The 25,811-nt window shown below is 41.0% G+C and carries 27 protein-coding genes and 3 riboswitches; of the genes, 7 read left to right on the top strand and 20 right to left on the bottom strand.

Going from position 1 to position 25,811, the window contains the following annotated elements:
* Positions 1-38 precede the first annotated feature (38 nt).
* The 6 genes from ACSLGF_RS08580 to ACSLGF_RS08555 form a co-directional block, all read right to left on the bottom strand.
* A complete protein-coding gene (locus tag ACSLGF_RS08580) occupies positions 39-1,133 on the bottom strand; it encodes a M24 family metallopeptidase (RefSeq protein WP_456004349.1) in 1,095 nt (364 codons plus the stop codon).
* Between the two features lie 105 nt (positions 1,134-1,238).
* On the bottom strand, positions 1,239-3,158 hold the full coding sequence (locus ACSLGF_RS08575) for a heavy metal translocating P-type ATPase (RefSeq protein ID WP_456004346.1): 1,920 nt from the start codon (positions 3,156-3,158) through the stop codon (positions 1,239-1,241).
* A gap of 295 nt (positions 3,159-3,453) precedes the next feature.
* The gene (gene stoA, locus ACSLGF_RS08570) at positions 3,454-3,942 is read right to left on the bottom strand and encodes an endospore biogenesis thiol-disulfide oxidoreductase StoA (RefSeq protein WP_456004343.1); all 489 of its coding nucleotides are present in this window, start codon (positions 3,940-3,942) and stop codon (positions 3,454-3,456) included.
* A 54-nt stretch (positions 3,943-3,996) separates the two neighbouring features.
* Positions 3,997-5,313 (bottom strand): polysaccharide biosynthesis protein, encoded by a 1,317-nt coding sequence (locus ACSLGF_RS08565; RefSeq protein ID WP_099728687.1) that lies wholly within the window; start codon positions 5,311-5,313, stop codon positions 3,997-3,999.
* A gap of 112 nt (positions 5,314-5,425) precedes the next feature.
* On the bottom strand, positions 5,426-6,088 hold the full coding sequence (locus tag ACSLGF_RS08560; protein ID WP_456004340.1) for a cell wall hydrolase: 663 nt from the start codon (positions 6,086-6,088) through the stop codon (positions 5,426-5,428).
* 306 nt (positions 6,089-6,394) lie between these two features.
* Positions 6,395-6,589: a hypothetical protein gene (locus ACSLGF_RS08555; RefSeq protein ID WP_034324929.1), complete on the bottom strand. Its 195-nt coding sequence runs from the start codon at positions 6,587-6,589 to the stop codon at positions 6,395-6,397.
* A gap of 167 nt (positions 6,590-6,756) precedes the next feature.
* Between ACSLGF_RS08555 and ACSLGF_RS08550 the strand changes: the two genes are divergently transcribed.
* A complete protein-coding gene (locus tag ACSLGF_RS08550) occupies positions 6,757-6,945 on the top strand; it encodes a YkvS family protein (RefSeq protein WP_003211747.1) in 189 nt (62 codons plus the stop codon).
* A 123-nt stretch (positions 6,946-7,068) separates the two neighbouring features.
* Here the strand turns inward: ACSLGF_RS08550 and ACSLGF_RS08545 are convergent, their stop codons facing one another.
* From ACSLGF_RS08545 to ACSLGF_RS08520, 6 genes are all read right to left on the bottom strand, one after another.
* Positions 7,069-7,287: a hypothetical protein gene (locus ACSLGF_RS08545; RefSeq protein ID WP_456004337.1), complete on the bottom strand. Its 219-nt coding sequence runs from the start codon at positions 7,285-7,287 to the stop codon at positions 7,069-7,071.
* Between the two features lie 271 nt (positions 7,288-7,558).
* Positions 7,559-8,056 (bottom strand): preQ(1) synthase, encoded by a 498-nt coding sequence (queF, locus tag ACSLGF_RS08540; RefSeq protein WP_034324938.1) that lies wholly within the window; start codon positions 8,054-8,056, stop codon positions 7,559-7,561.
* A gap of 15 nt (positions 8,057-8,071) precedes the next feature.
* Positions 8,072-8,803, bottom strand: coding sequence for a 7-carboxy-7-deazaguanine synthase QueE (queE, locus tag ACSLGF_RS08535; protein ID WP_456004334.1), 732 nt, complete (start codon positions 8,801-8,803; stop codon positions 8,072-8,074).
* Positions 8,796-9,236, bottom strand: a complete 441-nt coding sequence (gene queD / locus ACSLGF_RS08530) for a 6-carboxytetrahydropterin synthase QueD (RefSeq protein WP_456004332.1) — start codon at positions 9,234-9,236, stop codon at positions 8,796-8,798. Before queD ends, queE begins: the two co-directional genes overlap by 8 nt.
* Positions 9,237-9,893: a 7-cyano-7-deazaguanine synthase QueC gene (queC, locus tag ACSLGF_RS08525; protein WP_034324944.1), complete on the bottom strand. Its 657-nt coding sequence runs from the start codon at positions 9,891-9,893 to the stop codon at positions 9,237-9,239.
* A gap of 156 nt (positions 9,894-10,049) precedes the next feature.
* A riboswitch (PreQ1 riboswitch) is annotated at positions 10,050-10,094 on the bottom strand.
* 71 nt (positions 10,095-10,165) lie between these two features.
* Positions 10,166-11,209, bottom strand: a complete 1,044-nt coding sequence (locus tag ACSLGF_RS08520) for a YkvI family membrane protein (protein WP_456004330.1) — start codon at positions 11,207-11,209, stop codon at positions 10,166-10,168.
* Positions 11,210-11,453: 244 nt separating this feature from the next.
* On the opposite strand from ACSLGF_RS08520, the gene ACSLGF_RS08515 reads away from it, so the two are divergent.
* The 3 genes from ACSLGF_RS08515 (at position 11,454) to motB (ending at position 15,490) form a co-directional block, all read left to right on the top strand.
* On the top strand, positions 11,454-13,556 hold the full coding sequence (locus ACSLGF_RS08515) for an AAA family ATPase (protein WP_456004327.1): 2,103 nt from the start codon (positions 11,454-11,456) through the stop codon (positions 13,554-13,556).
* Between the two features lie 382 nt (positions 13,557-13,938).
* Positions 13,939-14,733, top strand: coding sequence for a flagellar motor stator protein MotA (gene motA / locus ACSLGF_RS08510; protein ID WP_456004324.1), 795 nt, complete (start codon positions 13,939-13,941; stop codon positions 14,731-14,733).
* The gene (gene motB, locus ACSLGF_RS08505; RefSeq protein WP_456004321.1) at positions 14,726-15,490 is read left to right on the top strand and encodes a flagellar motor protein MotB; all 765 of its coding nucleotides are present in this window, start codon (positions 14,726-14,728) and stop codon (positions 15,488-15,490) included. Before motA ends, motB begins: the two co-directional genes overlap by 8 nt.
* A gap of 229 nt (positions 15,491-15,719) precedes the next feature.
* Here motB and ACSLGF_RS08500 read toward each other — a convergent pair whose 3' ends face one another.
* Positions 15,720-16,175: a MarR family winged helix-turn-helix transcriptional regulator gene (locus tag ACSLGF_RS08500; protein ID WP_003211701.1), complete on the bottom strand. Its 456-nt coding sequence runs from the start codon at positions 16,173-16,175 to the stop codon at positions 15,720-15,722.
* A 204-nt stretch (positions 16,176-16,379) separates the two neighbouring features.
* Here ACSLGF_RS08500 and ACSLGF_RS08495 point away from each other — a divergent pair, with 204 nt between their 5' ends.
* Positions 16,380-17,885 (top strand): ATP-binding protein, encoded by a 1,506-nt coding sequence (locus ACSLGF_RS08495; protein ID WP_456004319.1) that lies wholly within the window; start codon positions 16,380-16,382, stop codon positions 17,883-17,885.
* Between the two features lie 47 nt (positions 17,886-17,932).
* On the opposite strand, the gene ACSLGF_RS08490 is transcribed toward ACSLGF_RS08495, so the two are convergent.
* From ACSLGF_RS08490 to ACSLGF_RS08465, 6 genes are all read right to left on the bottom strand, one after another.
* Entirely contained in the window at positions 17,933-18,175 is a 243-nt protein-coding gene (locus tag ACSLGF_RS08490) for an aspartyl-phosphate phosphatase Spo0E family protein (RefSeq protein ID WP_099727439.1), read from the bottom strand.
* Positions 18,176-18,476: 301 nt separating this feature from the next.
* Positions 18,477-19,007 carry a 1,2-dihydroxy-3-keto-5-methylthiopentene dioxygenase gene (locus ACSLGF_RS08485; protein WP_099727440.1) on the bottom strand — a complete coding sequence of 177 codons (531 nt, stop codon included), beginning with the start codon at positions 19,005-19,007 and terminating at the stop codon, positions 18,477-18,479.
* Positions 19,008-19,023: 16 nt separating this feature from the next.
* Positions 19,024-19,662, bottom strand: coding sequence for a methylthioribulose 1-phosphate dehydratase (locus tag ACSLGF_RS08480; RefSeq protein WP_456004315.1), 639 nt, complete (start codon positions 19,660-19,662; stop codon positions 19,024-19,026).
* Positions 19,626-20,321 (bottom strand): 2-hydroxy-3-keto-5-methylthiopentenyl-1-phosphate phosphatase, encoded by a 696-nt coding sequence (locus tag ACSLGF_RS08475; protein ID WP_456004312.1) that lies wholly within the window; start codon positions 20,319-20,321, stop codon positions 19,626-19,628. Before ACSLGF_RS08475 ends, ACSLGF_RS08480 begins: the two co-directional genes overlap by 37 nt.
* The gene (gene mtnW, locus ACSLGF_RS08470; protein WP_456004310.1) at positions 20,322-21,542 is read right to left on the bottom strand and encodes a 2,3-diketo-5-methylthiopentyl-1-phosphate enolase; all 1,221 of its coding nucleotides are present in this window, start codon (positions 21,540-21,542) and stop codon (positions 20,322-20,324) included.
* A gap of 99 nt (positions 21,543-21,641) precedes the next feature.
* Positions 21,642-21,743: riboswitch (SAM riboswitch) on the bottom strand.
* 52 nt (positions 21,744-21,795) lie between these two features.
* Positions 21,796-22,977 (bottom strand): aminotransferase class I/II-fold pyridoxal phosphate-dependent enzyme, encoded by a 1,182-nt coding sequence (locus tag ACSLGF_RS08465; RefSeq protein WP_456004307.1) that lies wholly within the window; start codon positions 22,975-22,977, stop codon positions 21,796-21,798.
* A gap of 162 nt (positions 22,978-23,139) precedes the next feature.
* Positions 23,140-23,297: riboswitch (SAM riboswitch) on the top strand.
* An 80-nt stretch (positions 23,298-23,377) separates the two neighbouring features.
* Between ACSLGF_RS08465 and mtnK the strand changes: the two genes are divergently transcribed.
* A complete protein-coding gene (mtnK, locus tag ACSLGF_RS08460; RefSeq protein WP_456004305.1) occupies positions 23,378-24,571 on the top strand; it encodes an S-methyl-5-thioribose kinase in 1,194 nt (397 codons plus the stop codon).
* A gap of 6 nt (positions 24,572-24,577) precedes the next feature.
* Positions 24,578-25,639 carry an S-methyl-5-thioribose-1-phosphate isomerase gene (gene mtnA, locus ACSLGF_RS08455; RefSeq protein ID WP_456004302.1) on the top strand — a complete coding sequence of 354 codons (1,062 nt, stop codon included), beginning with the start codon at positions 24,578-24,580 and terminating at the stop codon, positions 25,637-25,639.
* 24 nt (positions 25,640-25,663) lie between these two features.
* Here the strand turns inward: mtnA and ACSLGF_RS08450 are convergent, their stop codons facing one another.
* Positions 25,664-25,798 carry a hypothetical protein gene (locus tag ACSLGF_RS08450; protein ID WP_256499502.1) on the bottom strand — a complete coding sequence of 45 codons (135 nt, stop codon included), beginning with the start codon at positions 25,796-25,798 and terminating at the stop codon, positions 25,664-25,666.
* Positions 25,799-25,811 lie beyond the last annotated feature (13 nt).

Here is a 25,811-nt window from a genome sequence, read left to right as displayed (position 1 = left end):
CACTTCCAATACTTGGACGTTCATCGTGATTTTTTTCATTACTTGATGATCGTCAGCTCTTTTGGATAATTGGTTAAGGTGACTGGACCATCTGCTGTAATAAGAACATCATCTTCAATTCTAACTCCGCCGACTCCTTGGACATAAATACCTGGCTCGATCGTATAGACCATGCCTTCTTGCAGTAGGTCGTCATTTGCTTGGCTCATGGAAGGAAACTCATGAACTGAAACCCCTAATCCATGTCCTAGGCGGTGCGGGAAATATTCACCATACCCCGCTTCTGTGATCAGCCCGCGTGCTTTTAAGTCCAGGTCTCCAATTCTCACACCTGGCTGGCTCATTTCAAGTGCTGCCATTTCTGCTTTTAAGACGGTTTGATAGATGTCCTTTTGCTTGTCAGAAGCTTCCTGGTAGATGAATGTTCTTGTAATGTCTGAGCAATACCCATCGACAATGACACCAAGGTCAAATAACACAAAGTCGCCTTTTTTTAAGGCTGCCTGTCCTGGATTTCCGTGAGGCTCGCCTGACTTTTCTCCAAAGAGAACCATCGTCGAAAAGGACATGCCTTGAATGCCTTTTTTCTTTAACTCATATTCAATGACAGCGAGCACTTCAGTTTCTGTGACACCTTCTTTTAAGGCGTCCACCCCAATTTTTACTCCTTCATCTGCCAATTGAGCGGCTTTTTTCAGTGTAGCAATTTCAGATTCATCTTTAATCAGTCTTAGCTGATTGAGTTCTTCTTCTGCCCGGACAAAAGTTTCTGCCCCAGTGACAGCTTGAAGCTGCTCTGCTCTTTGAAGCGGAATTGACTCTTTTTCAATCGCAAGTCGAGTTGCTCGTACACCGCGTTTTTCTACTGCTGACTGAATGAAATCAAATGGATTTTCATGGTCTTCATATCCAATGAGATCACCAGACCATCCAGCATTTTTCGCCTGCTCCACTTCCATCTTAGGCAAAATAAAAAATGGATCAGCCTCCTGAAACACAAACAGCCCCATCACTCTTTCGTGCGGCTCTGTGAAGTATCCAGATAGATAGAACACATTTTCCTTTGTATGTATAAATGCACCTTGAATGTCTTTTTCCTTAAGCCAAGAAGACAAGTTCTTCATTCGGTTCATCGTGATCCTCCTCACACGTTTGACTACTGATCTATTGTATCAGTTTTTGCTGTATTTCGCACAAAAGCGCACTGGCATGAAGCCAAGTGCGCTTTGTTGATTTGCTTAAGATGCACGAAGCAGACGCAGGCCGTTTAAAATGACCAAAATTGTACTGCCTTCATGTCCAATCACACCAAAAGGTAAATCAAGAACTTGTAAGAAATTCGCACAAATTAAAAGACAAATCACAGTTAATGAGAAAATGATGTTTTGCTTAATGATTCTATTCATCTTTCTTGAAAGGCGGATCATCTTTGTTAGGTTATTTAAATTGTTCTTCATTAAAATGAGATCCGCTGTTTCTAAGGCAACGTCAGTGCCCCCGCCCATCGCAACGCCAACATCTGCTGTGGCAAGCGCAGGTGCATCATTGATCCCGTCTCCTACCATAATGATCGAATCACCTTGTTTTTTCAATTTATTGACTTCGTTTACCTTTTCATCTGGAAGACATTCAGCGACAACGGTTTGGATCCCGGCTTCCTCTGCAATGGCTTCAGCGGTTTTTTGCTGATCTCCTGTCAGCATGACCGTTTGGATGCCTAAATCATTCAGCTCTTGAATCATCTTTTTAGCTTCTCGTCTGATTTGATCCTTTAGACCAAGGCAGCCGACGACTTCTTGATTCTTTTGAACATAGACGACTGTATACCCTTGTGATGAAAGAACATCACCAGTCTCTTCAATTTCACGGTCCATTGAAGCTTTTCCGGCAAAATCTTTCTTCCCAATACTCCATGTGTCTCCGTTCAATTGTGCTTTCACACCAAAACCAGACGTTTCTTCAATGGTCACATGTGCTGACCGCTCCGTTTGATGCTCTTTTGCCATATCAGAAATCGCTTTAGCTAATGGATGGTTTGATTGACTTTCAATTTGATAGAGCGCCTGATAAAAAGCTGATTCATCTTGCCCTTTTGCCATCACCACTTTTTCAACAGCTGGCTTTCCGCTTGTGATCGTTCCCGTTTTATCAAATGCCATCATCGAGCTTGTGCCCAGCTTTTCTAAAAAGACGCTTCCTTTCACAAGCATACCGTTTCTTGCACCGTTTGAGATAAGTGAAAGAGCTGCTGGCATAATGGATGCAACAAGCGCACAAGGTGAAGCAACCACCATAAACACCATCGCCCGGTAAAAGGTTTCACTCATGCTCCAGCCGAGTACAAAATGAGGCAGAAACATTAAAATAGCGACGGTAATTAACACACCTTTTACATATGCACCTTCAAATTTTTCAATGAATGCTTGGCTTGGCGAAACACTTTCTTGAGCGGATTCAACAAGCTTAATAATTTTATGAAAAAGCGTCTCTTCATTATATTTCGTTACTTCCACTGTTAATGAACCATTTAAGTTCACAGTTCCTGCAAACACGTCTTCCCCTTGCCCTTTTTCCTGAGGAACCGATTCACCAGTGAGTGCAGATTCGTCCACACTTGTTCTCCCGCTCAGGATCACACCATCTGCTGCAATACGCTCTCCAGCTTTGATCATAATACGGTCGCCCGGTGTTAATGATGAAGCAGCGATTTGAATGGTTGTGCCATCGTCTTCAATTAAAGTCGCTTCATCTGGTGCGATACTCATTAAAGCTGTTAAATCTTTCTTGCTTTTATTTGACGTATACGTTTCAAGCGCACCGCTCAATGAAAAAATAAAAATTAAGATGGCGCCCTCCGCCCAATATCCAATAATAGCTGAGCCTATCGCTGCGAAAATCATTAAAAGTTCTACATTCAGTGTCTTAGACGAAATGGTTTCTTCGATCCCTTCTTTCGCCTTTGCAAAACCTCCAATAACAAAAGCAAGGATGAAAAGAGGGATACTCCACATGCTTTCATCCTTTAGAACCCACCCAATCAAGATGAGAATTCCCGAGATCCCTGCTGCCATTAATTCTCCGTGCTGTGTCCATTTGTGAAAGGACCATTTCGATTCCTTTTGTTTTGTCGTTTGATAAAGTGCTGTATTCTCATTCATGATTGTTTTCTCCTCTCTAATTGATAATGATTTTCACATCATCAATCGTTGCCCGTTCCGTTTTTCATCTATAATTTCTGCTATTTCAAGCTTTTTATAGGTCTGTAACTCATTATAACAGGTTCTAATCAATTTTCAATTAATAATTATTATAATTTCTTCTTGATAATAATTATCATTATTGATGCAGGTCATTCCTTCCTCTTCTGAGCACAGTTTATTCAGATGAAAAGCAATTGAACACTAAAAAAGAACCAACGGAATGACCATTGGTTCTTCACAGAAAACATATGTTTTACGAATTCGTCCACTCTTTGATTTGTTTTTTCGTCAGTGGACCTACATGGTTTTTCACCACTTCTCCTTTTTCATTAATAAAAAAGGTGGTGGGGATCGTGATGATTTGATATTTCTTCATCATTTCTCCGTGCTCATCAAGAACGATCGGGAATGTAAACTTTCTGTCTTTCATAAATTGGGCGACAGCGTTTTTACTTTGTTCAGCACCTAGTAAATTAACGGTCAGAATGTCGACATCACTTTGATTTTCTTTCACGATCTGCTCAAAGGCTGGCAGCTCTATTTTGCAGGAAGGGCACCATGTTGTCCAAAAATGCAGGATTGTTCGTTTTCCTTTCGGCGGAACGATTTGCGTTTCACCAGTTAATGTAGGAACCTCTATCCTCGGCGCCATCACAGGTTCTTTCGCTTCTGCCTCTGTGTTCATCAGAAATAGAAGAAGGGTCATCATCAGAAGACTGGCGGGTAGATATTTACGTTTCATCAGGATCTTCCTTCCCAGTTTTCTTATAGCTTGCCCTCTCGATGAAGATGACATTCAAGCTTTTTTCATTCTAAGAAACATCGAAACGCCAAGCTCCTTACAAATGGTGGCATAATGCAGCGCAGTCAGCAGCAGCATACCCGTGTTCATCCCTAATATAACGCCCATCATGTTCAGGCTTTCAATTGACCCGAGGAAATACACCATAGAAAATGAGACGACATGCACCCATATATTATGTAGGAACACATCTTTAATCAGGCCCATACCGATTAAACACGCTTGAAATGGCATCACAAACAGGTGGCATAAAAAGTACGGCCAGAGCAGCTGCAGATAGACGGCAGCTTGTGGTGAATCAAAAAAGAGCTGCGTGAGCGGATAAGCGAAATAATACATCACCATCACTGCCGGCACCCCATACCCAAACGTAATGAGAATCGCTTGCCTGACACGTTTTTTCACGAGATCATACTGCCCTAAAGCATAGGCTTCAGATACATTCGGAATCATCACAATCATGATCGAATGGGCGATAAACGCTGGGAAGAAACCGATCGACATGGCTACACCAGCAAGCATTCCGTAATGATCAACAGCCAGTGTTCCAGAGATACCTGCTGCAACGAGGGCTCCTTTGATTAAAAAGGGTTCAACGGCATTGGCGATGGCATGAAAGATGCGCATCCCTGTTGTCGGAATCGAGACAGCCAACAGGCGCTTTCTCACGTCACTCCCTCTTAGTTCAACAGACCTCACATTCACAGCATTTTTCGCCATGACGTACTGGGAGTATAAATAAATAAAGACGACAAGATCACTCGCAACAATGACCCCAATGGCGATGAGCACCGCTGTTTCAATATCAAAGGAATACCAATGGAAAAATAAAAACAAGCAGATGAGCTGGATCGTTTTTTTCAGCATATTTGCTAGGGCGATTCTGCCCATTTGCTGCTTTCCCATAAAATAACCGCGTGCAATAGAGGTAAACGCAATAATCGGAATAAGAGACAGCACTAAGCCTTTCATGAGCGGATGATACGACTGAAACACAGGAATGAAAGGCAGTACAATCGCTGCTGCTCCCGTGGTGGTACATGTCACCACAAGCGTCATTTTAAAGGCATGGCGGAGCATACTTTTGTGAAGCCGCTCATGCGATTCTGCAATGAATTTAGAAATGGAGACTGGAAGCTCTAGGCTAGCGATCACAAGTACAAGCATGATGATTGGAAGGATACTCATGTAGAGACCCATCCCATGTTCTCCAAGCTCTCTCGCTAAAATCATATTGACTAAGAACTCTATACACTCCGCAATGAAAGCTGCGACAGATAGCAGAATGACCCCTTTTACAAATCGATTCATGTAGCCTCCCCTTGTCTAAAAGCAAATTCTTTTCACATTCTATGAGACAAGTCCTGAAAATATTTTGATAATTGAAGACAAAAAAAAGCAACCTGTTGATCGCTGCTTTTCTTTAGACGGCAAATACGTGACGGCCGATTCGTTCTACAATTTTACGGGAACGAATCCAGTTATCTGTCGCCGTTTTTGGATTATAAAAATAAATGGCCTTTGTCGTTCTGTCATGTTCTTTCACAACCTGCTTCACAGCCTTAACGGAATCTTGATCTGCCTTATCATTAATGCTTCCATTCGATACTGGCTGGAAGGCATTTCGCTGATAAATAACCCCTCTGACGCTGTCAGGAAAAGAACCATGCTCTACCCTGTTTAAGACGACGCTTGCTACAGCTTTTTTCCCTGCATAAGATTCACCTTTCGCTTCAGCATGTACCAATCGAGAAAGCAAGTCCATTTCTTCATTAGAATAACGCGTTTGTTTTTTGGAGTTTGCCTCTTTCGTCGTTTCAGACTTCACTTGTTTTTTTTGCTTCGGTTTTGAAGCCTTTTCTTCTGTTGACGTGCTTAGCATTTTGACTTTCGGCTGACGCTTCCCCTCTGAAAATGCTGGGATGACCTTATGATGATCATCTTGATCTATATATGAAAGCTGATGCTTAACAGGTGCTTGTGAAAGTTCGTGACTTAATGTGCCTTGCTGCTCTTGTATATTGTCCATCTTCATTGCTGCGACGAGCATAAGGATGGCAAAAAGAGCTGTATGAATTTTAATCATTCGCCTCATTCCTCCTTTAATCAAAGTAGGCCGTAAGATACTTGTCCACTCTAACAAGAGCTCCTTCTATTTTCACGCACAAAGATTTGCATGCCTGTCCAAATTACGTCATTAAATGGCATGTCCTAGTTGAATGCACATGAACTGGAAATGTTAGCGCTTAAAAAGCTTCTTTTTTAGCCTATAATCATCCTTATGCTCCTGATTATGGGTTATTACATTTTCTTTTCAAATGTATCAGGCTGATTTGAAGTATGACAAAAGAACCAAAATAAAAAAGCTTTCTCTCATTAGTGAGAAAAAGCTTTAACTTCTTGCTTCTTTAAGATATTCAAAAATAACATCTCCACGATGTTTGGCAATTCCGCGAAAATATTTAAAATCATCTTGCTTTACCAAAATAGAACGAAAAGTTAAAAAATCATCTTTTTGAATGGTCACTTGCTTCTCCGTCCCATTCCGTAATGATTCAAGTATTGTGAGGATTTGTTCTTCAGTCAAAAAAACCGCTCCTTTTCTGCTATGATCAAATATTAAATATATCATTCGATTGAGAAGCGTACAACGAAAACGAAACAAAAACGTCTTTATCCTTTACATTGGTATGAAAATATTGCAAAATACTTTTTAATAGGGAATGAAATCTGTTTTTAAAGGAGAGGGATCGGTTGAAGATTGCAAAAATTGGAAATGTGATCGAATTTAGAAATGGTTTAACAGGTGTAGTTGAAAAAGTGAATGAAAACTCTGTCATTGTGGATGTCACCATCATGGACAACTATAGAGATTTAGAACTGGATTCACTAACAGTCGTTAATCATAAAAACTATAAAATCATCAAAGACTCCGTACATTAATTTGCAATCCTCAATTCAAACTATCGTTACATAAATATATACGTAGCAAAGCTGACTCGTTTGACAGCTTTGCTCTCTTTTGACAATCACATATGAAAAAGACTGACACCTTTTGAAGGGAGGTCAGTCTTTTTGCGCATGAAAGGTTTGCATTTCTGCCTTGGTCTTGTACATCTCTACTTCCTCAGGTGTCATAACGCCTTTATCGATTAAGAGTGCAATCACCCCAAGCAATGTGGAGGCACTCCATTTATATCGTTCTTTGTTTTGATGTTCAAGCATCTGCAGCTCTTCTCTTAGCTCCATCAGCAACTTCTCTGTTTTCTCTTCTTTGTTTTTCAACACAAACGCCTCCGTTTTCCACTCATTGCCCCTATTTTATCTCAAAGCAAACGTGATAAGCAAAAAAAGCACGACCCACCTTTACAAACATACGTTCTGTCATGTATAATGATTTTACGAGCTGGTAGCCCCCAGCCGTCCTAGCAAGTTCTATTCCTATTGGTATGAGAAGAGTGACATGACTCTTCTCTTTTTTTTATGTTTCAGCCTCATATTTCCACTTAGATTCCATAAAAAAAGACATGTCATCCGGCATGTCTTTTCCTATTGATTAGCGATTATCAATCGTTTCTGGATACATATCATGATTCATCATACGATACGATGCCATTTCTTCATACTTAGTCCCAGGTTTTCCGTAGTTTGTATACGGGTCAATTGAAATACCGCCTCTTGGTGTGAATTTGCCCCATACTTCAATATACCTTGGGTCCATCAATTCAATCAGATCGTTCATGATGATATTCATACAATCCTCATGGAAGTCACCATGGTTACGGAAGCTGAACAAATATAATTTTAACGATTTACTCTCAACCATGATTTCATTTGGAATATAGCTAATATAAATCGTCGCAAAATCCGGCTGCCCTGTTTGCGGACAAAGTGATGTAAACTCCGGGCAATTGAATTTTACGAAATAGTCTCTATTTGGATGTTTATTTGGGAACGTTTCAAGCACTTGTGGTGCATATTCAAACAAATAATTGGTCCCTTGGTTTCCTAATAAAGTGACACCTTCTAATTCTTCTGGTTTTCTAGTCGTCATCTTGTCTCTTCCTTTCTATACGCCTCGTTTATTTCCCCACAATAACGTGTGCAGCTGCGGCAAGACTCTCACGCGATTCAAGTCTGGATCTTGCGCCACTTGATCTACAAGCGCTTCATATTTCTTTAATAAATGCGTCAATAAGGAAGCGTCGTCAGCTGTCGTTGTGTCATCATTTCCTACCTGCAAGTAAAAAGGAAGCTCTGGGTATTTCGCATGAACATCCTTCGCATAGGCTAAATCACGATCATCAAAGATCACGACCTTTAGACTTGCATGCTGCAATCTGTTTCCATTTTTCAATTCATCTATAATACGTGTCAGTTTCGTAAAATCTGTTTTCATATTCGAGCTTGGCGGCTTTGGAGAAATGGTTAAATCATCAATTTTTAAAAACCAATCCTGATACATCGTTCCTTGTGTTTCAAGCGCTGTATCGATCTCTTCTTCATGCAGCAAATCAATGAGTGATTCCATTTGTTTTAATAACGCAGGATTCCCTCCTGAAATGGTGACATGAGAAAAAGCCTGTCCACCTATTCTTTTCAGCTCTTTAACAATATCTTCTGCTTGAAGCCACTGAATATCATGCTTAGCTGACCCATCCCATGTAAATGATGAATCACACCAGCTGCAGGAGTAGTCACAGCCAGCCGTTCTGACAAACATTGTTTTTTGTCCAATGACCATTCCTTCTCCTTGGATGGTTGGACCAAAGATTTCTAATACAGGAATCGCTTTAGTCATTGAACTCAACTCGTTTCGGACGATAGATGCAATAGCTTGTTGGTGTCTCTCTGACAAAAACTTGAACACATACCGGTTTGTTCGCTAAAGTCGATAAATACGCCGCCACTTTATCATACACTGTCTTTGCAACAACCTCAGTGGTTGGCATAGCGTATGGATCGTTTGATGAAAATTCTTCATGGTCGTTAAGCAACGTGTGGTCGTACTGCCCATGAATGAGCTTTTTCAGCGTACTGAAATTGACAAGAAAACCTGATTCATCCAGATCGTCTCCTGCAATCGTAATGTTAATCGTATACGTATGACCATGTACGCGGCTGCATGCACCGGCATCTTCTCTTGGGATGAAATGTGCTGCAGATAGATGCATATCTTTGTTCAATTCAAACGAAAATGGGTGATCCGTTTGTGGATAGATTTGAGAAAGCATTTATTTCGCCTCCTTCATTTCCATATAAGTGTCATAGCCGTTTTTCCGAAGCTTACATGCAGGACATTCCCCGCAGCCATCAGAAATGATGCCATTATAGCAAGTGAGCGTTTCATTTTTCACAAAGTCTAGCGCATCCAGCTCATCGGCAAGCTTCCATGTTTCTGCTTTATTCAGCCACATCAGTGGTGTATGGATGACAAATGGTTTTTCCATCGCCAAATTCACTGTGACGTTGCAAGATTTCACAAACTCATCTCGGCAATCTGGGTAGCCGCTAAAGTCTGTCTCACAAACACCTGTGATAATATGTCTTGCTCCGATTTGATACGCAAGAATAGAGGCAAAGGATAAGAAGACTAAGTTTCTCCCTGGAACAAATGTGGAAGGCAGCTCTCCTTCTTTTTCCACAATATCAATGTCATCTCTTGTTAAAGCATTTGGTGCCAGCTGATTCAAAAGAGACATATCTAATAGATGATTCTTCACACCTAGCTTGTCAGCAATTCTTTTGGCTACATCAATTTCTTCTTGATGGCGCTGATTATAATGAAAGGTCACGGTTTCTACCTCTTCAAATTGTTGAAGTGCCCATAATAAACATGTCGTACTGTCCTGTCCCCCGCTAAAAACAACGACTGCTTTTTCATTTTTCAATTCCTGTTCTCCTCCTTTTGCAGATGAGTACAACCGTACTAGCTGCATCTGAAAGGCTCATGAAACCCCTATTTTCTCAAAAGAAAAGACACCTTCACATGTATATGAGGTGTCCTAGCCATAAAAAATAAAAAGTGCCACATCCAAGGATACGGCAAGTCCTTAGTTTTTTATAGAGGGTTTTGCTAGAACCTCTCCCGTTTTCACGGAATTTTGTTCAATTTTCACAGAGGATAGTGTACCACATATTTTTCATGCAGGCTATCCCTTCTTTACCTATTAAACGATTTAGGCATTTTTTTCAGACAAAGAAAGAGGATAAAAAAGATACTGATATAACCGAAAATAGGGTAAACCGTTGAAATCAGTGTACCGTATCCAATTTTACTGATCATATAACAGCATACAAGAATAAGAGATATCGTATAGATGCTTTTCATTCGGATATACGCCCTCATTTGTCTTTCCAGTCCATATAAATTGCCTATGACGGATGTAAAGACTTCACCGAAGATCACGAATAAATAAATGAGATGAATGGAGTTTGCTACTTGATACACCACTTGGGCCATTGGAATATCATACGCCTCCAGCATGTCTAATGAAGAAAGAGATAAAAAGCAAGCAAGTAGAATAAGTGTGAGCATGACGCCCCCAAAGACCGCTCCCTTTTTAATCACAGCTTCTGATGTCATTTCATTTGCGACCGGCACTAACACAGCTTGAGACAGCGCTAAATTAAAGGCACCATATGAGACGGCAGACAACATCCATTCGCCCTCTCCCATTTGCAGCGCAAGAACATAACTTTCACTGCTGCTAAAAACAAATGAATCAAGAAACACGATCAATGAAAAGAAAATAAGCATCGGGACAACGAGTACGTTGACACCAAATAATCCTTTTGATCCTTTAAAAAGCACAATGACGCTCAGAATGATCGTCATAAAAATCCCATATTCCTTCGATATACCAAGCTGCTCCTCAAAAATAGCCCCTGCGCCAGAAAGCATCACTGAGGTGACACCAAGTAAAATAAAAAACATGACGACATTAATATATCGACTCGCAGCTGCTCCAAATAAAAAACGATTCATATCTTGATAAGACTCTGCTTCAATTCGTTTAGAAATAAGCATCATTTTTGCGCCAAGTAGAGTAAAAATAGCGCCGCTCATCAGAATTCCCAGCAACCCAATCCAGCCAAAACGAACAAAAAATTCTACGATTTCTTTTCCTGTCGCAAACCCAGCTCCAACTACAGTTCCTACATATACAAAGGCTAGCTGAAAAGCGGATTCATTTGAACATTTCATGTGACCCCTCCGCACCTATCACTTTCGATTGTCTCTTTTTTATCCTATGAGACAAGTTCCTTGAAAAGAAGGACAAACCATGATTAAATGCAAAAAAGGATTTTTCATCCGGCTTTGAGCAAAACAGTTGAAAGTCAAAATAGGTCAGAGTATACTATAGTCAAAGATGGTCAAACAACAGACCATTTTATTTAACATTCATTGGTCAAATAAAGTCAAACTTTATTTAAGGAGGTCATGGCAAATGCGTTGTCAACATTGTCAAGTAAATGAAGCAACTATTCGCCTGAATATGCAAGTGAATTCGTCCCGCAGCCAAATGGTTTTATGTGAAGACTGCTACACCTCTTTGATGGAGCAGTCAAAAATGAAAATGGGACCTCAATTGTTCGGAGGAAGTTCATTCTTCTCCGAGCCAACAGGACATGCCCCAAGCGGGGAGCAGCCTAAACAAAAGGGCTTACTCGATGAGCTTGGCCGGAACTTAACTGATGGCGCAAATGCTGGTTTGATTGATCCAGTCATTGGCCGTGATGAAGAAGTCGCAAGAGTCATTGAGATTTTAAATAGAAGAAATAAAAACAATCCTGTTCTGATTGGTGAACCAGGCGTTGGTAAAACAGCGATCGCCGAAGGACTTGCACTAAAAATTGCGAGTGGCGATGTACCAAATAAATTAAAGAACAAACAAATCTATTTATTAGATGTCTCCTCACTTGTGGCGAACACAGGGGTACGTGGTCAATTTGAGGAACGAATGAAGCAGTTAATCAAAGAATTGCAAAGTCGTAAAAATATCATCTTATTTGTAGATGAAATCCATCTTCTTGTAGGCGCAGGGTCTGCCGAAGGATCAATGGATGCTGGGAACATCTTAAAACCAGCCCTTGCACGAGGCGAGCTGCAGCTAGTAGGTGCGACCACATTAAAAGAGTATCGCCAAATTGAAAAAGACGCCGCACTTGAACGTCGCTTCCAGCCCGTCATCGTGGATGAGCCAACACAGGATGAAGCGATCGACATCTTAAAAGGCATTCAAGATAAGTATGAAGCCTATCATGGTGTCACCTATTCTGATGAAGCCATTAAAGCGTGCGTTCAATTATCTTCACGGTATATTCAAGACCGTCAATTGCCGGATAAAGCCATTGATTTAATGGACGAAGCTGGTTCAAAAGCGAACCTCTCTCTTGATGTAGCAAGTGAAGATGAACTGACAAACCGTCTTGCGCAAATCGCCGCTGAAAAACAAGCTGCTTTAAAAGAAGAACAATATGAAAAAGCAGCGAAGCTTCGAGATGAAGAAGAAGCGATTGAAGCAAGACTCCAAAACAAAACAGATCACAAAGAACATGTCGTCACAGCAGAGGATATTCAGGGCATTGTGGAACAAAAAACAGGCATCCCTGTTGGCAAACTGCAAGCAGACGAACAAACAAAAATGAAAGAAATTGACGTTCGCTTAAAAGCACGAGTGATTGGTCAAGAACATGCCGTGGAAAAAGTAGCGAAAGCCGTCAAAAGAAGCAGAGCTGGCTTAAAATCGAAACATAGACCGACTGGCTCCTTCCTTTTTGTTGGGCCAACAGGTGTGGGGAAAACCGAATTGTCTAAAACGTTAGCCGAAGAATTATTTGGCTCAAAAGATGCGATCATTCGTTTAGATATGAGTGAGTATATGGAGAAACACTCCGTGTCCAAAATCATCGGTTCTCCTCCTGGTTACGTTGGACATGATGAAGCTGGTCAGCTTACTGAAAAGGTTCGCAGAAAACCATATAGCATCATTTTGCTGGATGAAATCGAAAAAGCACATCCTGATGTCCAGCACATGTTCCTTCAAATCATGGAAGATGGCCGGTTAACAGACAGCCAAGGCAGAACCGTCAGCTTTAAAGACACGGTCATCATTATGACAAGTAACGCAGGCAGCACAGATAAAACGGTCAAAGTCGGCTTTCAGCCTGATCAGGAAGAAGCAATTGAGGAACAATCACTGATTGATTCACTCAGCGCCTATTTCAAACCAGAATTCTTGAACCGTTTTGACAGCATCATTCAATTTGACTCATTAGACAAAGACGATCTAGTGAAAATTGTTGATCTTCTGCTCAATGAACTGTCAGAGCAGTTAAAAGAGCAAAATTTAACGGTCCACGTCACAAACGAAGCGAAAGAAAAAATCGCGGAGCTTGGATATCATCCTGCATTTGGTGCGCGTCCATTACGAAGAACCATTCAAGAGCACGTCGAGGATCAAATGACGGAGATTTTGCTTGAAGAAGAACACCTTTCTGGATTTACAGTCGATGTTGAACATGACGAAATCGTTGTGAAAAAAGGATAAGTACATCCTAAGAAGGAGGAGCAGCTCCATCATGTGCTGGTGGCTAAGTTCCAACTGAACGCTGACGCTCCCCCGCCTCTTTTCCTTTATGATAAAAGAAAAAGAGGTGGAGCACATGGATCACATGATAAATTGGAACTACGATCTGATCAAAATCATATATGAAGAAAAATTAAAAGAGCTGCTTATACATGAAACAGCACAAAATGAAAAAAGAAACTCCCTACATCTATAAGGGAGTTTCTTTTTTACGGCAAATAGAAAGCGCTTTCGTCAAAATTTCTTCACAGAAACTGTCTTAATTTTATATTCTGACTAAAACCCTTCTAGAACACACCGATATTAACTATAGAAAAAGATAGTTAAAGGATTTGGTGAGATAATGGACAAAACATCGTTAATTGGTATTATTTTAGCATTTATTGCACTGAGTGTCGGTATGGTTTTGAAAGGTGTGAGTCTAACCGCTCTTATCAACCCGGCGGCTATATTGATCATCATTGTTGGGACGATTGCAGCTGTTGTCATCGCATTCCCATCTAGTGAAATTAAGAAAACACCAAAATTGTTCGGCAAAATTTTCAAAGACAGCAAGCTTCCAACGATTCAAGAAATGATCCCTCTATTTTCAAACTGGGCACAAATTGCTCGTCGTGAAGGTCTTTTGGCATTAGAAGCAAGTCTTGAGGAAGTCGATGATGATTTTCTAAAAAACGGATTAAGCATGGCGGTTGACGGCCAAAGTGCTGAATTTATTCGAGATGTCTTAACAGAAGAAGTCGACGCCATGTCTGAAAGACATCAGTCAGGCGCATTAATCTTTACACAAGCTGGTACATACGCTCCGACGTTAGGTGTACTTGGCGCCGTTGTCGGACTCATTGCCGCACTTGCAAACATGGGAGATATTGAAAAGCTTGGACATGCGATCAGTGCTGCCTTCGTTGCCACACTGCTCGGGATTTTTACCGGTTATGTGTTATGGCATCCATTTGCCAACAAGCTGAAGCGTAAATCAAAGGAAGAAGTAAAGCTTCGTCTGATTATGATCGAAGGTATTCTTTCTGTTCTTGAAGGTCAATCTCCAAAAGTCATTGAACAAAAACTTCTCATGTACTTACCAGCAAAAGAACGTGCAAATCTTGTCATTGAAGAAGGAGAAAAACAAAATGGCTAGGAAACGTAAAAAACATGATCATGAAGACCATGTAGATGAATCTTGGCTTATCCCTTATGCCGATCTTCTGACGCTTCTGCTCGCCCTCTTCATTGTGCTTTTTGCATCTAGTTCGATTGATGCGGCAAAGTATGAACAGATGGCCAAGTCTTTTAATGTCGTCTTTACTGGCGGTACTGGTGTCATGGATCAAACTAGCATGCAAAGCACGGAAGAAACTGAAAACAGCAACCAAATCAAGAAATCAGCCGAAGAAGATGAAGAAGCCAAAGCAAAGGCCCGAGACCAAGCAGTTCTCACAAAGGTCAAAAAGCAAGTGGATTCATTCATTACCAATAAGAAACTCGGTTCCAAGCTTGAAACAAAGCTTACAGACGAAGGTTTGCTCATCACGATTGAAGACAGTATCTTCTTTGATTCTGGCCGGGCAGTTATTCGCCCTCAGGATGTCCCGTTAGCAAGAGAAATTTCAAAACTGCTCGTTATTAACCCTGCTCGTGACATTGTCATAAGCGGACATACAGATAATGTACCGATCAGAAATTCAGAATTTGAATCCAACTGGTATTTAAGCGCCATTCGTGCTGTTAACTTTTTAAATATTCTGCTTGAGAACAGCAATCTAGACCAAGAAAACTTTAGTACAAAAGGATACGGTGAATTTAAACCGATAGCCTCAAATGATACAGCAGAAGGCAGAAGTAAAAACCGACGTGTAGAAGTACTCATTTTACCGATTGAGAAAAAAGCGAAATAAAAAAGGAAGCCCACGGCTTCCTTTACAGATTGTTGACAAAGGGCTAAAATGAACTTTATTTTAGCCCTTTGTCTTCTTTTCAGCGTGATAGAAAACCTTTGCAGTCTAGAAAGGACGAGTACTGGAGCGGAGCGAATTTGACATTCGTGAGCACCGGCACGCAGGACTGACACCGAATGCGAGGGTTTGTCTACACGCTGAAAAGGAAGCCCGCGGCTTCCTTTTTTATTTATTCTTTATGATCATATAAATGCTTTGCACGCAGCCCCACATGTTTGAGCATATCAATGCAGGCATCCTTCTCTTCTTCACTCAGCACACTGATCATCTCATGAATTTCTTTCGCATGATCTGGGAAGATGTCATCAAGCAAAGCTCGTCCTTGCTCCGTAATATGCGCAAATGTCACCCTGCGGTCTTCTGCACAAGCCTTACGACTGAGGAGTTCTTTTTTCTCCAATTTATCGACCACATACGTGATGCTTCCGCTTGCGAGTAAAATCTTATCACCGATTTGCTGAAGCGGCTGATCACCTTTATGATACAGCAATTCTAGTACAGCAAATTCAGTCGGATTCAGACCGTGCTTGACAATATGTTTGTTCATGTGATGATTGATTGAGCGATAAGCACGTGATAATACAATAAATAATTTCAAAGATTTCTCAACATTATGATTTTCCATTTTTTATCATCCTTTATGAAATGCAACCCACTAATGTGACATTAATAAACAATAAGTAAAATGTCAACATGTTGACCCATCTTTAGCATGAAAATGAGACCAGAACGAATCACCTAATTTTTTAAAAATCATACAAGTCATCGTAATAAAGATAGGTTCAATGCTATAATAAGTTTATCAGGTAATACGTTGGAGCGATGAATGATGAGTATACTGAAAGGGTTTTGGAAGAAGATCAGGCTGTACCTTATTTTGGTGATGATTCCAACCCTAATCATTAGTTATTTTATCTACGAAAAAGAAACTGAAAAAATCGATTTAAAAAACAAACAAACTGCTACACTTATGTTAAATATTCACAAAAACCAAATGAATTATTTAATTAGTGAAACAGAAGCGAGATTAACTTCCCTTGCCATGGGATTTGACCAGCCGCTTGAGGCGAAAAAAGTACAAAACATCCTAGAGAAAATCTATAAACAAGAACCTCGTTTTTCAGGCCTGTATCTTTTAGACAAAAAAGGAAATGTAACAGCAAGTACCACACCGTTAAAGGAAAAAATCAACCTTTCATTCAGAGATTATTTTAAGCGCATTCAAGTGACCAAGCAGACCGTGATCACAGATAACTATGTGAGTAGAATTACAAAACAGCGGATTCTCTCCATTTGTGTCCCTGTTTTGGATGAAAACGAAGAAGTCACCAATGTTTTAGTCGCCGCCATTCAAATTGACTATTTAAGAAATATTATGAATGTATTGAACCCAGATCTTCATTTTAAGATGCTGAATCAAAATGGACATGTTGTGTTTACAAGTGGTCCGCAGCCAGCATCAGATAATGGCAGCGCCGTGTCTACATATTTAGATGAAAACAGCTGGAAGCTAGAGGTTTTTCCGCAGCGTGCTTCAACTAGTGAAGTGCTGTCTGTTATGCTGGTTCCTCTATCCAGTGCTTTTATTTTATTAAATATTTTATTCACACTTGTCCAATATATCATTTTAAGGCGTCAAACCCAGCAGGAGCGTCATCAAAATGAGGCGCAAAAGATTGAATTAATTGGAACACTCGCGGCAAGTACAGCACACGAAATTCGCAACCCATTAACAGGGATTAGCGGGTTTATACAGCTTTTGCAAAAGAAGTATCATTCAGAAGAAGATCAGCTCTATTTTTCTGTCATAGAGGAAGAAATTAAACGGATTAACCAAATAGTCAGTGAGTTTCTTGTGTTAGGAAAACCAACTGCAGAAAAATGGCAGAATAATTCTGTAAAAGAAATTGTGAGTGAGATCATGCCGATCGTTTTCTCTGAGGCGAACCTGTATAATGTCGAGGTTGATTTGCAAATCAATACGATTCAAGATGTTGGTGTGTATTGCACGAAGGATCACATTAAACAAGTCGTATTAAACGTAGCGAAAAACTCTTTAGAAGCGATGCCAAATGGCGGTCATTTGAAGATTGTGATTGAGGTTGAAAAAGAACATGTCATCATTAAAGTGAAGGATACGGGTGAAGGCATACCAGAAGAGATGCTAAAGCATATTTTCCTCCCCTTTATTACGTCGAAGGAAAAAGGCACAGGTCTTGGGCTTGTCGTGTGTAAACGAATCATTTCGATGTATGGCGGGACAATTGATATTCATAGCGAAGTGAATAAAGGAACAACCGTTATGATCATGCTTCCTTCCGCTCACTCAGCATAGCTGAAGAGTTCAGCCGGTTTTGCTTATGCAAGACCGGTTTTTTCATGTCAGTAAGAGGGCCGGTTCACAGATAGGAGACTCATTTGGGACACAAGATCATGAAGGGATGCAACAGATTGTTTTTCATGAAAAAGAAGATGCTGATACTCATTCATCAGGTTGTCCAGTTCTTGACTATATTTAATTGTCGTCTCACCTGTGTACCCTTCCACTTGAGCTGCTTCTACCATTTGTTTTCTCTTTTCATCAATGGACATCAGCAATTGTTCTTTCCTTACATAAATATTCATGATCTCAGCTCCCGCAATGAATTCGTCTGTCTATTTTCTAAATGATCCGACACCAAAATTATACTTTATTTGTAAATTAAATTAAATATGCTTATTTTATTTAATTTTTTACAGCCTAAAGACCTCTTAGCCAATCATATCTGGGGGTAAACTTCAAATTTGGACAGGACTGACACATTGATTAAACAGAATTTTATCCTATGCAGAAGATCAAAATCAACCATTTTCTTTCTCATTTTATGTCTATTTTCCTAAAAAAAAGCTGATCTTCCGCCTCATGCGGAAGGATCAGCTCCTTTCATTAAACCGTTTCTTCTTCGTAAATTGGCACCCAGCCCTCAGTTGTGACAAATATGCGAACTGCGACCACTTGGCGATCCTCTTGCAGTGTAAAGTAGTGACGGATATTCGGAGGCACAGAAATTAAATCTCCTGGATTCAGTCTCACATCAAAAAAGACGCCATCCTTGCCTTGAATGGCAAAGATTCCGTGCCCACTCACAATAAACCGTACTTCGTCATCTGTATGATGGTGCTCACGCTTAAAGTTTTGGAGCAGCTCATCAAGATTTGGTGTCGCATCAGATAATGAAATCACGTCCTGCGCTTTGTACCCTCTTCGTTCAGATATATTCTGTATTTCCTTTTGGAAAACGGTCAAAATTTCTTCTTTTTCCTCATCTGTTAAATCATACTTTTCTGATAACCGGTTTGGTAGCTTTTCAATATCCCAATGTTCATAAATGACCCCTTGTTTTTCTAAATATGCCGCTACCTCTTGTTCGTTTTCAAGTAATGTGTTCTCTTCATTATGAATAAAAATCGTCGCCATGTGTTTTTCCTCCTTTTTATCTAACAAGCTGCTTTTGATAAAGCGCTAATTTTAAATGATAGCTAAATAAAAATTCATACGCCTCTAACACTCGTTTTGCTTCAAATGCTGTTTTTCCCCAGACAGTGATGCCATGATTGCGAATGAGCACAGCACCTGATTCCGTCTCTTCTGCAAGGTGCGCTGCAAATTGTTCTGCAAGATGCGGAATATGGGCTGGGTTTTCAATAATAGGAAGAATGGCTTCTGCATCCTCTTCCCAATAACCAAGGGCTTTCATGATTTCGTTGCCTTTAAAACGAACCTCTCCTTTATCCCCATACAGCTCTGAAATGACATTATTATCGATTGTGTGGACATGGAGACAGCAGCCTGCTTTCGTCCGCTCATACACATATGTGTGAAGCAGTGTTTCGGCCGATGGTCTGAGCGGTTGATTTGGATCATCAGGCTGGCCTGCTGCATCCACTAAAACAAAATCTTCGTCCGTTTCTTTTCGTTTATCTTTGCCGCTTGCCGTCACCAAAAATGTGATTGGATCATCCGACACCTTAATAGATAAATTGCCGCTTGTTCCGTAAAACCAGTCTCTTTGTGCCAATTCACGTTTGACGTCTGCTAGCTCCTGCCATCGTTTACTCTTTGCGTCAGCCATTCCTTCACTTCCTTTATTTGAACAAATTGCGCTTTTAGATCGATAAATGTTTCATACTCCTTATATACGAGCCCGAGCTCTTTACACTCATTCAGCAAATAGTCACGCGCAAACGTGAGATCCGCATGTTTTGCTGCCTCAATATCGGTCACTGAATCTCCGATCATGATAATGAAGTCATTTTCATGAGTCAGCTCTCGAATGATCGAGGGCTTGCAGCAGCCACAGCCATTTTGACATTCTGAATCGCAGTCATGCGGCCATTCAATCTGAATATGATCTTCTTTAAATGACGCATGATTGCAATAAATATCGGCTGGATCTACAATGCCTTCGAGTATGGGATAGACAAAAAAGTCCATACCGCCGCTTAACACATAGAAAGGAATGTCTGCTTTTTTTACATCATCAACAAATTGTTCGAATCCATCTCGAATCTCTGTATCTTCTAAAATAAACGACTGAATGGCTTCCTTCTGATCACTCGTTAGTAATTGAAACATCTGTCCGACGCCTTTTTGAATCGTGATCTCTTTTGACAGGACACCATCCTTCAGCTTCGTCCATTCACTTGGTGCAAACTGCTTCATGATGCGAATAATATTATCATTTTTCGTAATCGTTCCATCAAAATCACAACATACAATTGGTTTTTTCATTTATTCTGCTACCCTTCCCCAAAGATCAAGTGCTGCTTTTAAGTCTTGGCAAGATGATGCCTTTTCTTGGATGGACTCTTCATTTATCACCGCATCAATGATGGATCGAAATGCTTTCCCTCCGCCGATGGCTCCCCGCGGATGTCCGTGAATTCCTCCACCTGCGTTAATCACATGATCGAATCCAAAATCTTTGATCAATACTGGAACCATACCAGGGTGAATGCCTGCTGATGGGACAGGGAACGTTTTTTGAACCGTATCCTCTTTCACGCAAGCTTCATAGATACCAAGGGCATCTTTTTTCGGAAGTGCGACCGATCCATAAGGAGATGGAAAAAGGCTCAAATCAGCGCCAGCATATCGATTTAATGTACCTAAAAGAAGAGAATGTGAGAATCCATATTCAGGAGATGATGTAAACGCGCCGCTCACTGCTGGATGTGCCATAATAGGCAATTGAATGTCTGGGTCCTCAGCTAAGCTTTGCATGACATCAAGTCCATAGGCAAAGACGTTGAATAGGAGCGCATCTGCCTCGAGTTCAGCGGCCTTCCTTGCTCGATCTTTAAGATCAAAGGTTCTGCCAGTTAAATTGACGGCATACAGCGTTCGGTGCCCTGTCTCTTCATATGTTTCTTTTAATATCTTTTTTCCTTCTTTGATTCGTTCTTCAAAAGGGGCTAATGGACTTTCAAATAAAATTTCATCATCTTTGATGAAGTCAACACCGCCTAATGCCTGTAAACGGAGCTGCTCTTTTAAATCCGTCATATCACGGCCGATCACGCCTTTAAAAATACTCATCAAAAGCGGCCGATCAAACACATTTAACTTCTTTCGTATCCCCTCTATTCCAAATACCGGTCCAGGCAGCTTTCTTTTAAACCTTTTCGAAAATTCTATATCGACAAGCTTTACTTTCCCATCTAGTGAAAGCTTTCCAAATATCGTCGTTAAAACGGCTGGTAAGTCAGCTGAAAAGTTAGCCTCAGGATAAGCAATTGTTACCTCTGATTGATACAGGCCATTTTCGGCTGATGCAACCTTTTCTGTCACTTTCTCTACTCGGCCTTTATGTTTTTTCAGCTGCTCCTTTTTGAGCTGCGGCAAATCCGTCCATGATCCAACTGTTAAACCAAGCGCGATCTGCTCCGCTTTTCGGTCAATTTGTTCATCCTCTCGATGTGTTAATACGTATGTTGCCAGTAATTCACTCACTAGGAATCCCCTTTCGATTGCGTCCTCTATATGTTCAATAAAAAAACCTCTTTAAGTGCTTGGGCAGCGCCTTAAAGAGGTTTCGTCTCATTCATCCGAATCTTATCTCTCAGCGCCTGCTGCAAGAATTAGCACCGTGCTTCATGGAAGTCGGTTGCCGGGCTTCATTGGGCTAGTCCCTCTGCCTACTCTTGATAAGAATATTCGATTTTCTTCAATATTGCCTGAATTATCGCACCATTTTTTTGCGTTGTCAATGGCTTTTTTCAAATAGCTGCAAGGCAGCGATGCGCTCTGCGGCTTCTTTTAACCGCTTCTCACTTGTTAAAAGACCAACTCGGACGTAGCCTTCACCGTGAGCACCAAAGCCATTTCCCGGTGCAACGACAACATGTGCTTTCTCTAATAATACATCAGAAAAAGTTTCAGATGTATATCCTTCAGGCACCTTTAACCAGGCAAAAAATGATCCCTTTGGTGCGCTTACGTCCCACCCAATCTCTTTGCATGCAGCAATCCAAGTGTTCCGCCTTTTTTCGTACCGATCATTTTGCACCTGTACGCACGTTTGATCGCTTAGAAGTGCTTCTGCCGCTGCATCTTGAGTCGCTTTAAACAGTGACACAAACAGATGATCCTGATAAAGCTCAATGGCTTCAATGACAGAGGCATTCCCTGCTGCAAAACCAACTCTCCAGCCGGCCATATTATATGTTTTGGACAATGTGTAAATTTCAATACCCGTCTCTTTTGCTCCATCTATTTGCAGGAAGCTGACCGGCTTTTCTCCATCGAATCCAATGCCGCCATATGCAAAATCATGGACAACACACAATTTGTGATCTTTCGCAAACGTAACGGTTTCTTCAAAAAATGCACGACTTGCAGTGGCACCAGTCGGATTGTTTGGATAATTTAAGTACATCAATTTTGCCTTTTTCTTATCAGCCTCAGGCAATAGATGGTAGTCAGGTAAAAAATCATTTTGTTCAAGAAGAGGCATGGTGACCATATGAGCTCCAGCAAGCACAGCGCCTGACCAGTAATCAGGATAACCCGGATCTGGGACAAGCAGCGTATCACCTGGATTCAGTAAGCATTGCGGCAGCTCAACTAGTCCCGCTTTCCCCCCAAATAATATGGCGATTTCTGTCTTCGGATCAAGCGTGACACCATATTCTCTTTCATAAAAGGCTGCGGCGGCCTTTTTTAGTTTTGCTGTTCCGCGAAAAGAGGAGTATTGATGATTTTCGGGCTTTGCTACCGCTTCCTGCATGGCTTTTACAATATGCGGAGGAGTTGGCTGATCAGGATTTCCCTGGCCTAAATTTATGATATCAGCTCCTTCCTGCACTTTTTTCTGCACTTTTTGGACAAGCGACGCAAAAAACTGCTTCGGTAAATGTTTCAACACATCTGATTGCTGGAATTCCATTTTTTCACCTTCTATTCAAGTTACGTGACAATACACTCACTGTAATGGATTGTTTTATGAATTGTAAAGCAATTTTGAAAAAAGATTGACATGTGAAGAGCAGCTCTGATAATATCTTGAATTAAGAAATGCATGCAGACAAAACAATTACATATTGATTTCTCTTATCGAGAGTTGGGCGAGGGATTTGGCCTTTTGACCCCAACAGCAACCGACCGTTAATACCACTGTGAAGTGGGGCGCAGCAAGTACAGCGCCAAGACAATTGTCTTATAGGGCACGGTGCTAATTCCATCAGACGTATGTGCTGAGAGATAAGAGAGGCTTAGAGCATACACGCTATCAAGCCTCTTTCTCTCAGGAGAAAGAGGCTTTTTTATATGATTTGGAGGGGAAGCAATTGGTTACACTTACGGCATCATATGAAGAATTAACAGAGAGCTCGGCAGTTGCACTGGCGATTAGACTTGGTTTGATCCAAGAAAGCAGTCATTTGACATGTACTGAAATCGGTGACGGGAATTTAAATTACGTCTTTCATATTTTTGATCACAAACGTGAAAAAGGATTGATCATCAAGCAGGCACTGCCTTATGCAAAGGTGGTTGGGGAGAGCTGGCCGCTTACATTAGATCGTGCAAGAATTGAAAGTGCTGCACTGATTAAGCAGTCAGAATATGCGCCGCATCTCGTACCAGCAGTCTATTATTCTGATACAGCTCTTGCTGTGACAGCAATGGAGGATCTATCACACTTAGAAATCGTCAGAAAAGGGCTAATTGCCGGAAAACAATATCCGCATTTATCAGATCATGTCGGTGAATTTTTAGGCAAAACACTATTTTACACATCTGACTTTGCCACAAATCCTAAAATCAAAAAACAATTCGTGAAGCAGTTTACGAACCCTGATCTTTGTGACATCACAGAAAAGCTCGTCTTCACAGACCCTTTCTTTGATAGTGAAACAAATGACTTCGAAGAGGAATTAAGAGAAGATGCAAAAGCACTGTGGGCTGATCTTGAACTGCAAGCAAAAGCCGCAGAGCTGAAGCGTATCTTCTTAACCTCAGCTGAAACACTGGTTCATGGAGATCTTCATACTGGAAGTATTTTTGCAAACGAAACGGAAACGAAAATCATTGATCCAGAATTCGCTTTTTACGGTCCTTTCGGATTCGATATCGGTCACTTCATTTCCAATCTGTTCCTGAATGCTTTATCTCATGAGAATGAACAAGAACAGCAGCACCTTTTTGACCATGTCGTCAATGTGTGGGCAACATTCAAAGAAGTGTTCACAAAGGCATGGAAAGAAGACAGCATTGAAGCGTTTAGTGTATCGGACAGCTTTTTAGAAACAACCTTTGACCGGATTTTAAAAGAAGCGGCAGGCTTTGCCGGCTGTGAGCTTGTTCGCCGAACCATTGGTCTTGCTCATGCAGCTGATCTTGATGCGATTCCATCATCAACTAAACGGATTCAGCAGAAAAAAGCAGCACTTACGCTCGGCAAAACATTCATTAAACAATATCATGCAGTGGAAACAGCGTCTGACCTCGTCGCATTATTCCAGCAATCTGTAAAGGAGTGACGGGTTTTGTCTAAAGAATTTGAAGTTCCCCGTTCCGTCGAATGGGAAGAAAACCATATTAACATTTTGAATCAGCAAAAATTACCGGCCGAAACCGTATTTGAGCATTTATTTACTAAAGAAGATGTGTATGATGCGATTGTGACGTTAAAAGTACGCGGAGCACCTGCTATTGGCATTACAGCAGCTTTTGGGCTGGCGCTGAGTGCTCAAGAGATTGATACAGAAGACATTGATGTCTTTCAACAAGAAGTCGCTCGACTAAAAGAATATTTAAACAGTGCTCGTCCAACCGCTGTGAACCTTGCATGGGCATTAGACCGACTGATTCAGCGCATTGAGCGTGCTGCTTCGGTGAATGCAGCCAAAACAGATCTTGTCCATGAAGCCATTCAAATTCAAATCGAAGATGAAGAAACATGCAGGCAAATTGGTCAAAATGCTCTCCAGCTCTTTAAATCAGGTGACCGTATTATGACCATTTGTAATGCAGGCTCCATCGCAACGAGCCGTTACGGAACAGCGCTTGCTCCTTTTTATTTAGCCAAAAAGAAAAATCTCGATCTTCACATTTATGCTTGTGAAACACGCCCCGTTCTTCAAGGCGCTCGACTGACGACATGGGAGCTGATGCAGGGTGGTGTGGATGTGACGCTCATCACAGATAACATGGCAGCCCATACGATGAAAGAAAAGCAAATTTCTGCTGTCATTGTTGGAGCTGATCGAATCGCTCGAAATGGAGATACAGCGAATAAGATTGGAACGTTAGGTCTTGCCATTCTGGCTAAACACTTTCAAATTCCGTTTTTTGTGACAGCACCACTTTCGACCTTTGATGTATCGACCCGCGATGGGACAGATATTCCGATTGAAGAGCGCGACCCGCTGGAAGTAAAGGAATTAAATGGCATACAAATTGCACCGCCCGATGTTCAGGTATTTAATCCCGCCTTTGATGTCACTCCCCACCACCTCATTTCAGGTATCATTACAGAGAAAGGAATTATCACTTCCAATTACACAGAGGAGATTGATGCACTTTTCACTGAAAGCATCTCACTCTGATCACAAAAAAGCGCCGTGTTCTTGTCATTTAAGAGCACCGCGCTTTTTTGTTTCGATCGTTTTGGCTAAAATTTCTTTTTTTTGTTCCTCTGTCAAAACGTTCATTTTGACACATAGTGACGTGACAGCATACATTTTATCTTTTTTGCCCCAAAACATCCTAGCGCCCTCC

The organism is Bacillus sp. A015, assembly GCF_053851875.1.
Note: the sequence above shows the minus strand (reverse complement) of the source record. Positions and strands in the feature narration are given on the sequence as shown.

What these genes read in the sequence shown, in the direction of transcription:
- ACSLGF_RS08580 (WP_456004349.1), bottom strand. Translation starts at nt 1,133, where the DNA reads ATGAACCGAATGAAGAACTTGTCTTCTTGGCTTAAGGAAAAAGACATT.
- ACSLGF_RS08575 (WP_456004346.1), bottom strand. Translation starts at nt 3,158, where the DNA reads ATGAATGAGAATACAGCACTTTATCAAACGACAAAACAAAAGGAATCG.
- stoA (WP_456004343.1), bottom strand. Translation starts at nt 3,942, where the DNA reads ATGAAACGTAAATATCTACCCGCCAGTCTTCTGATGATGACCCTTCTT.
- ACSLGF_RS08565 (WP_099728687.1), bottom strand. Translation starts at nt 5,313, where the DNA reads ATGAATCGATTTGTAAAAGGGGTCATTCTGCTATCTGTCGCAGCTTTC.
- ACSLGF_RS08560 (WP_456004340.1), bottom strand. Translation starts at nt 6,088, where the DNA reads ATGATTAAAATTCATACAGCTCTTTTTGCCATCCTTATGCTCGTCGCA.
- queF (WP_034324938.1), bottom strand. Translation starts at nt 8,056, where the DNA reads ATGACGACTAGAAAACCAGAAGAATTAGAAGGTGTCACTTTATTAGGA.
- queE (WP_456004334.1), bottom strand. Translation starts at nt 8,803, where the DNA reads ATGACTAAAGCGATTCCTGTATTAGAAATCTTTGGTCCAACCATCCAA.
- queD (WP_456004332.1), bottom strand. Translation starts at nt 9,236, where the DNA reads ATGCTTTCTCAAATCTATCCACAAACGGATCACCCATTTTCGTTTGAA.
- ACSLGF_RS08520 (WP_456004330.1), bottom strand. Translation starts at nt 11,209, where the DNA reads ATGAAATGTTCAAATGAATCCGCTTTTCAGCTAGCCTTTGTATATGTA.
- ACSLGF_RS08515 (WP_456004327.1), top strand. Translation starts at nt 11,454, where the DNA reads ATGCGTTGTCAACATTGTCAAGTAAATGAAGCAACTATTCGCCTGAAT.
- motA (WP_456004324.1), top strand. Translation starts at nt 13,939, where the DNA reads ATGGACAAAACATCGTTAATTGGTATTATTTTAGCATTTATTGCACTG.
- motB (WP_456004321.1), top strand. Translation starts at nt 14,726, where the DNA reads ATGGCTAGGAAACGTAAAAAACATGATCATGAAGACCATGTAGATGAA.
- ACSLGF_RS08500 (WP_003211701.1), bottom strand. Translation starts at nt 16,175, where the DNA reads ATGGAAAATCATAATGTTGAGAAATCTTTGAAATTATTTATTGTATTA.
- ACSLGF_RS08495 (WP_456004319.1), top strand. Translation starts at nt 16,380, where the DNA reads ATGAGTATACTGAAAGGGTTTTGGAAGAAGATCAGGCTGTACCTTATT.
- ACSLGF_RS08490 (WP_099727439.1), bottom strand. Translation starts at nt 18,175, where the DNA reads ATGAATATTTATGTAAGGAAAGAACAATTGCTGATGTCCATTGATGAA.
- ACSLGF_RS08485 (WP_099727440.1), bottom strand. Translation starts at nt 19,007, where the DNA reads ATGGCGACGATTTTTATTCATAATGAAGAGAACACATTACTTGAAAAC.
- ACSLGF_RS08480 (WP_456004315.1), bottom strand. Translation starts at nt 19,662, where the DNA reads ATGGCTGACGCAAAGAGTAAACGATGGCAGGAGCTAGCAGACGTCAAA.
- ACSLGF_RS08475 (WP_456004312.1), bottom strand. Translation starts at nt 20,321, where the DNA reads ATGAAAAAACCAATTGTATGTTGTGATTTTGATGGAACGATTACGAAA.
- ACSLGF_RS08465 (WP_456004307.1), bottom strand. Translation starts at nt 22,977, where the DNA reads ATGGAATTCCAGCAATCAGATGTGTTGAAACATTTACCGAAGCAGTTT.
- ACSLGF_RS08450 (WP_256499502.1), bottom strand. Translation starts at nt 25,798, where the DNA reads ATGTTTTGGGGCAAAAAAGATAAAATGTATGCTGTCACGTCACTATGT.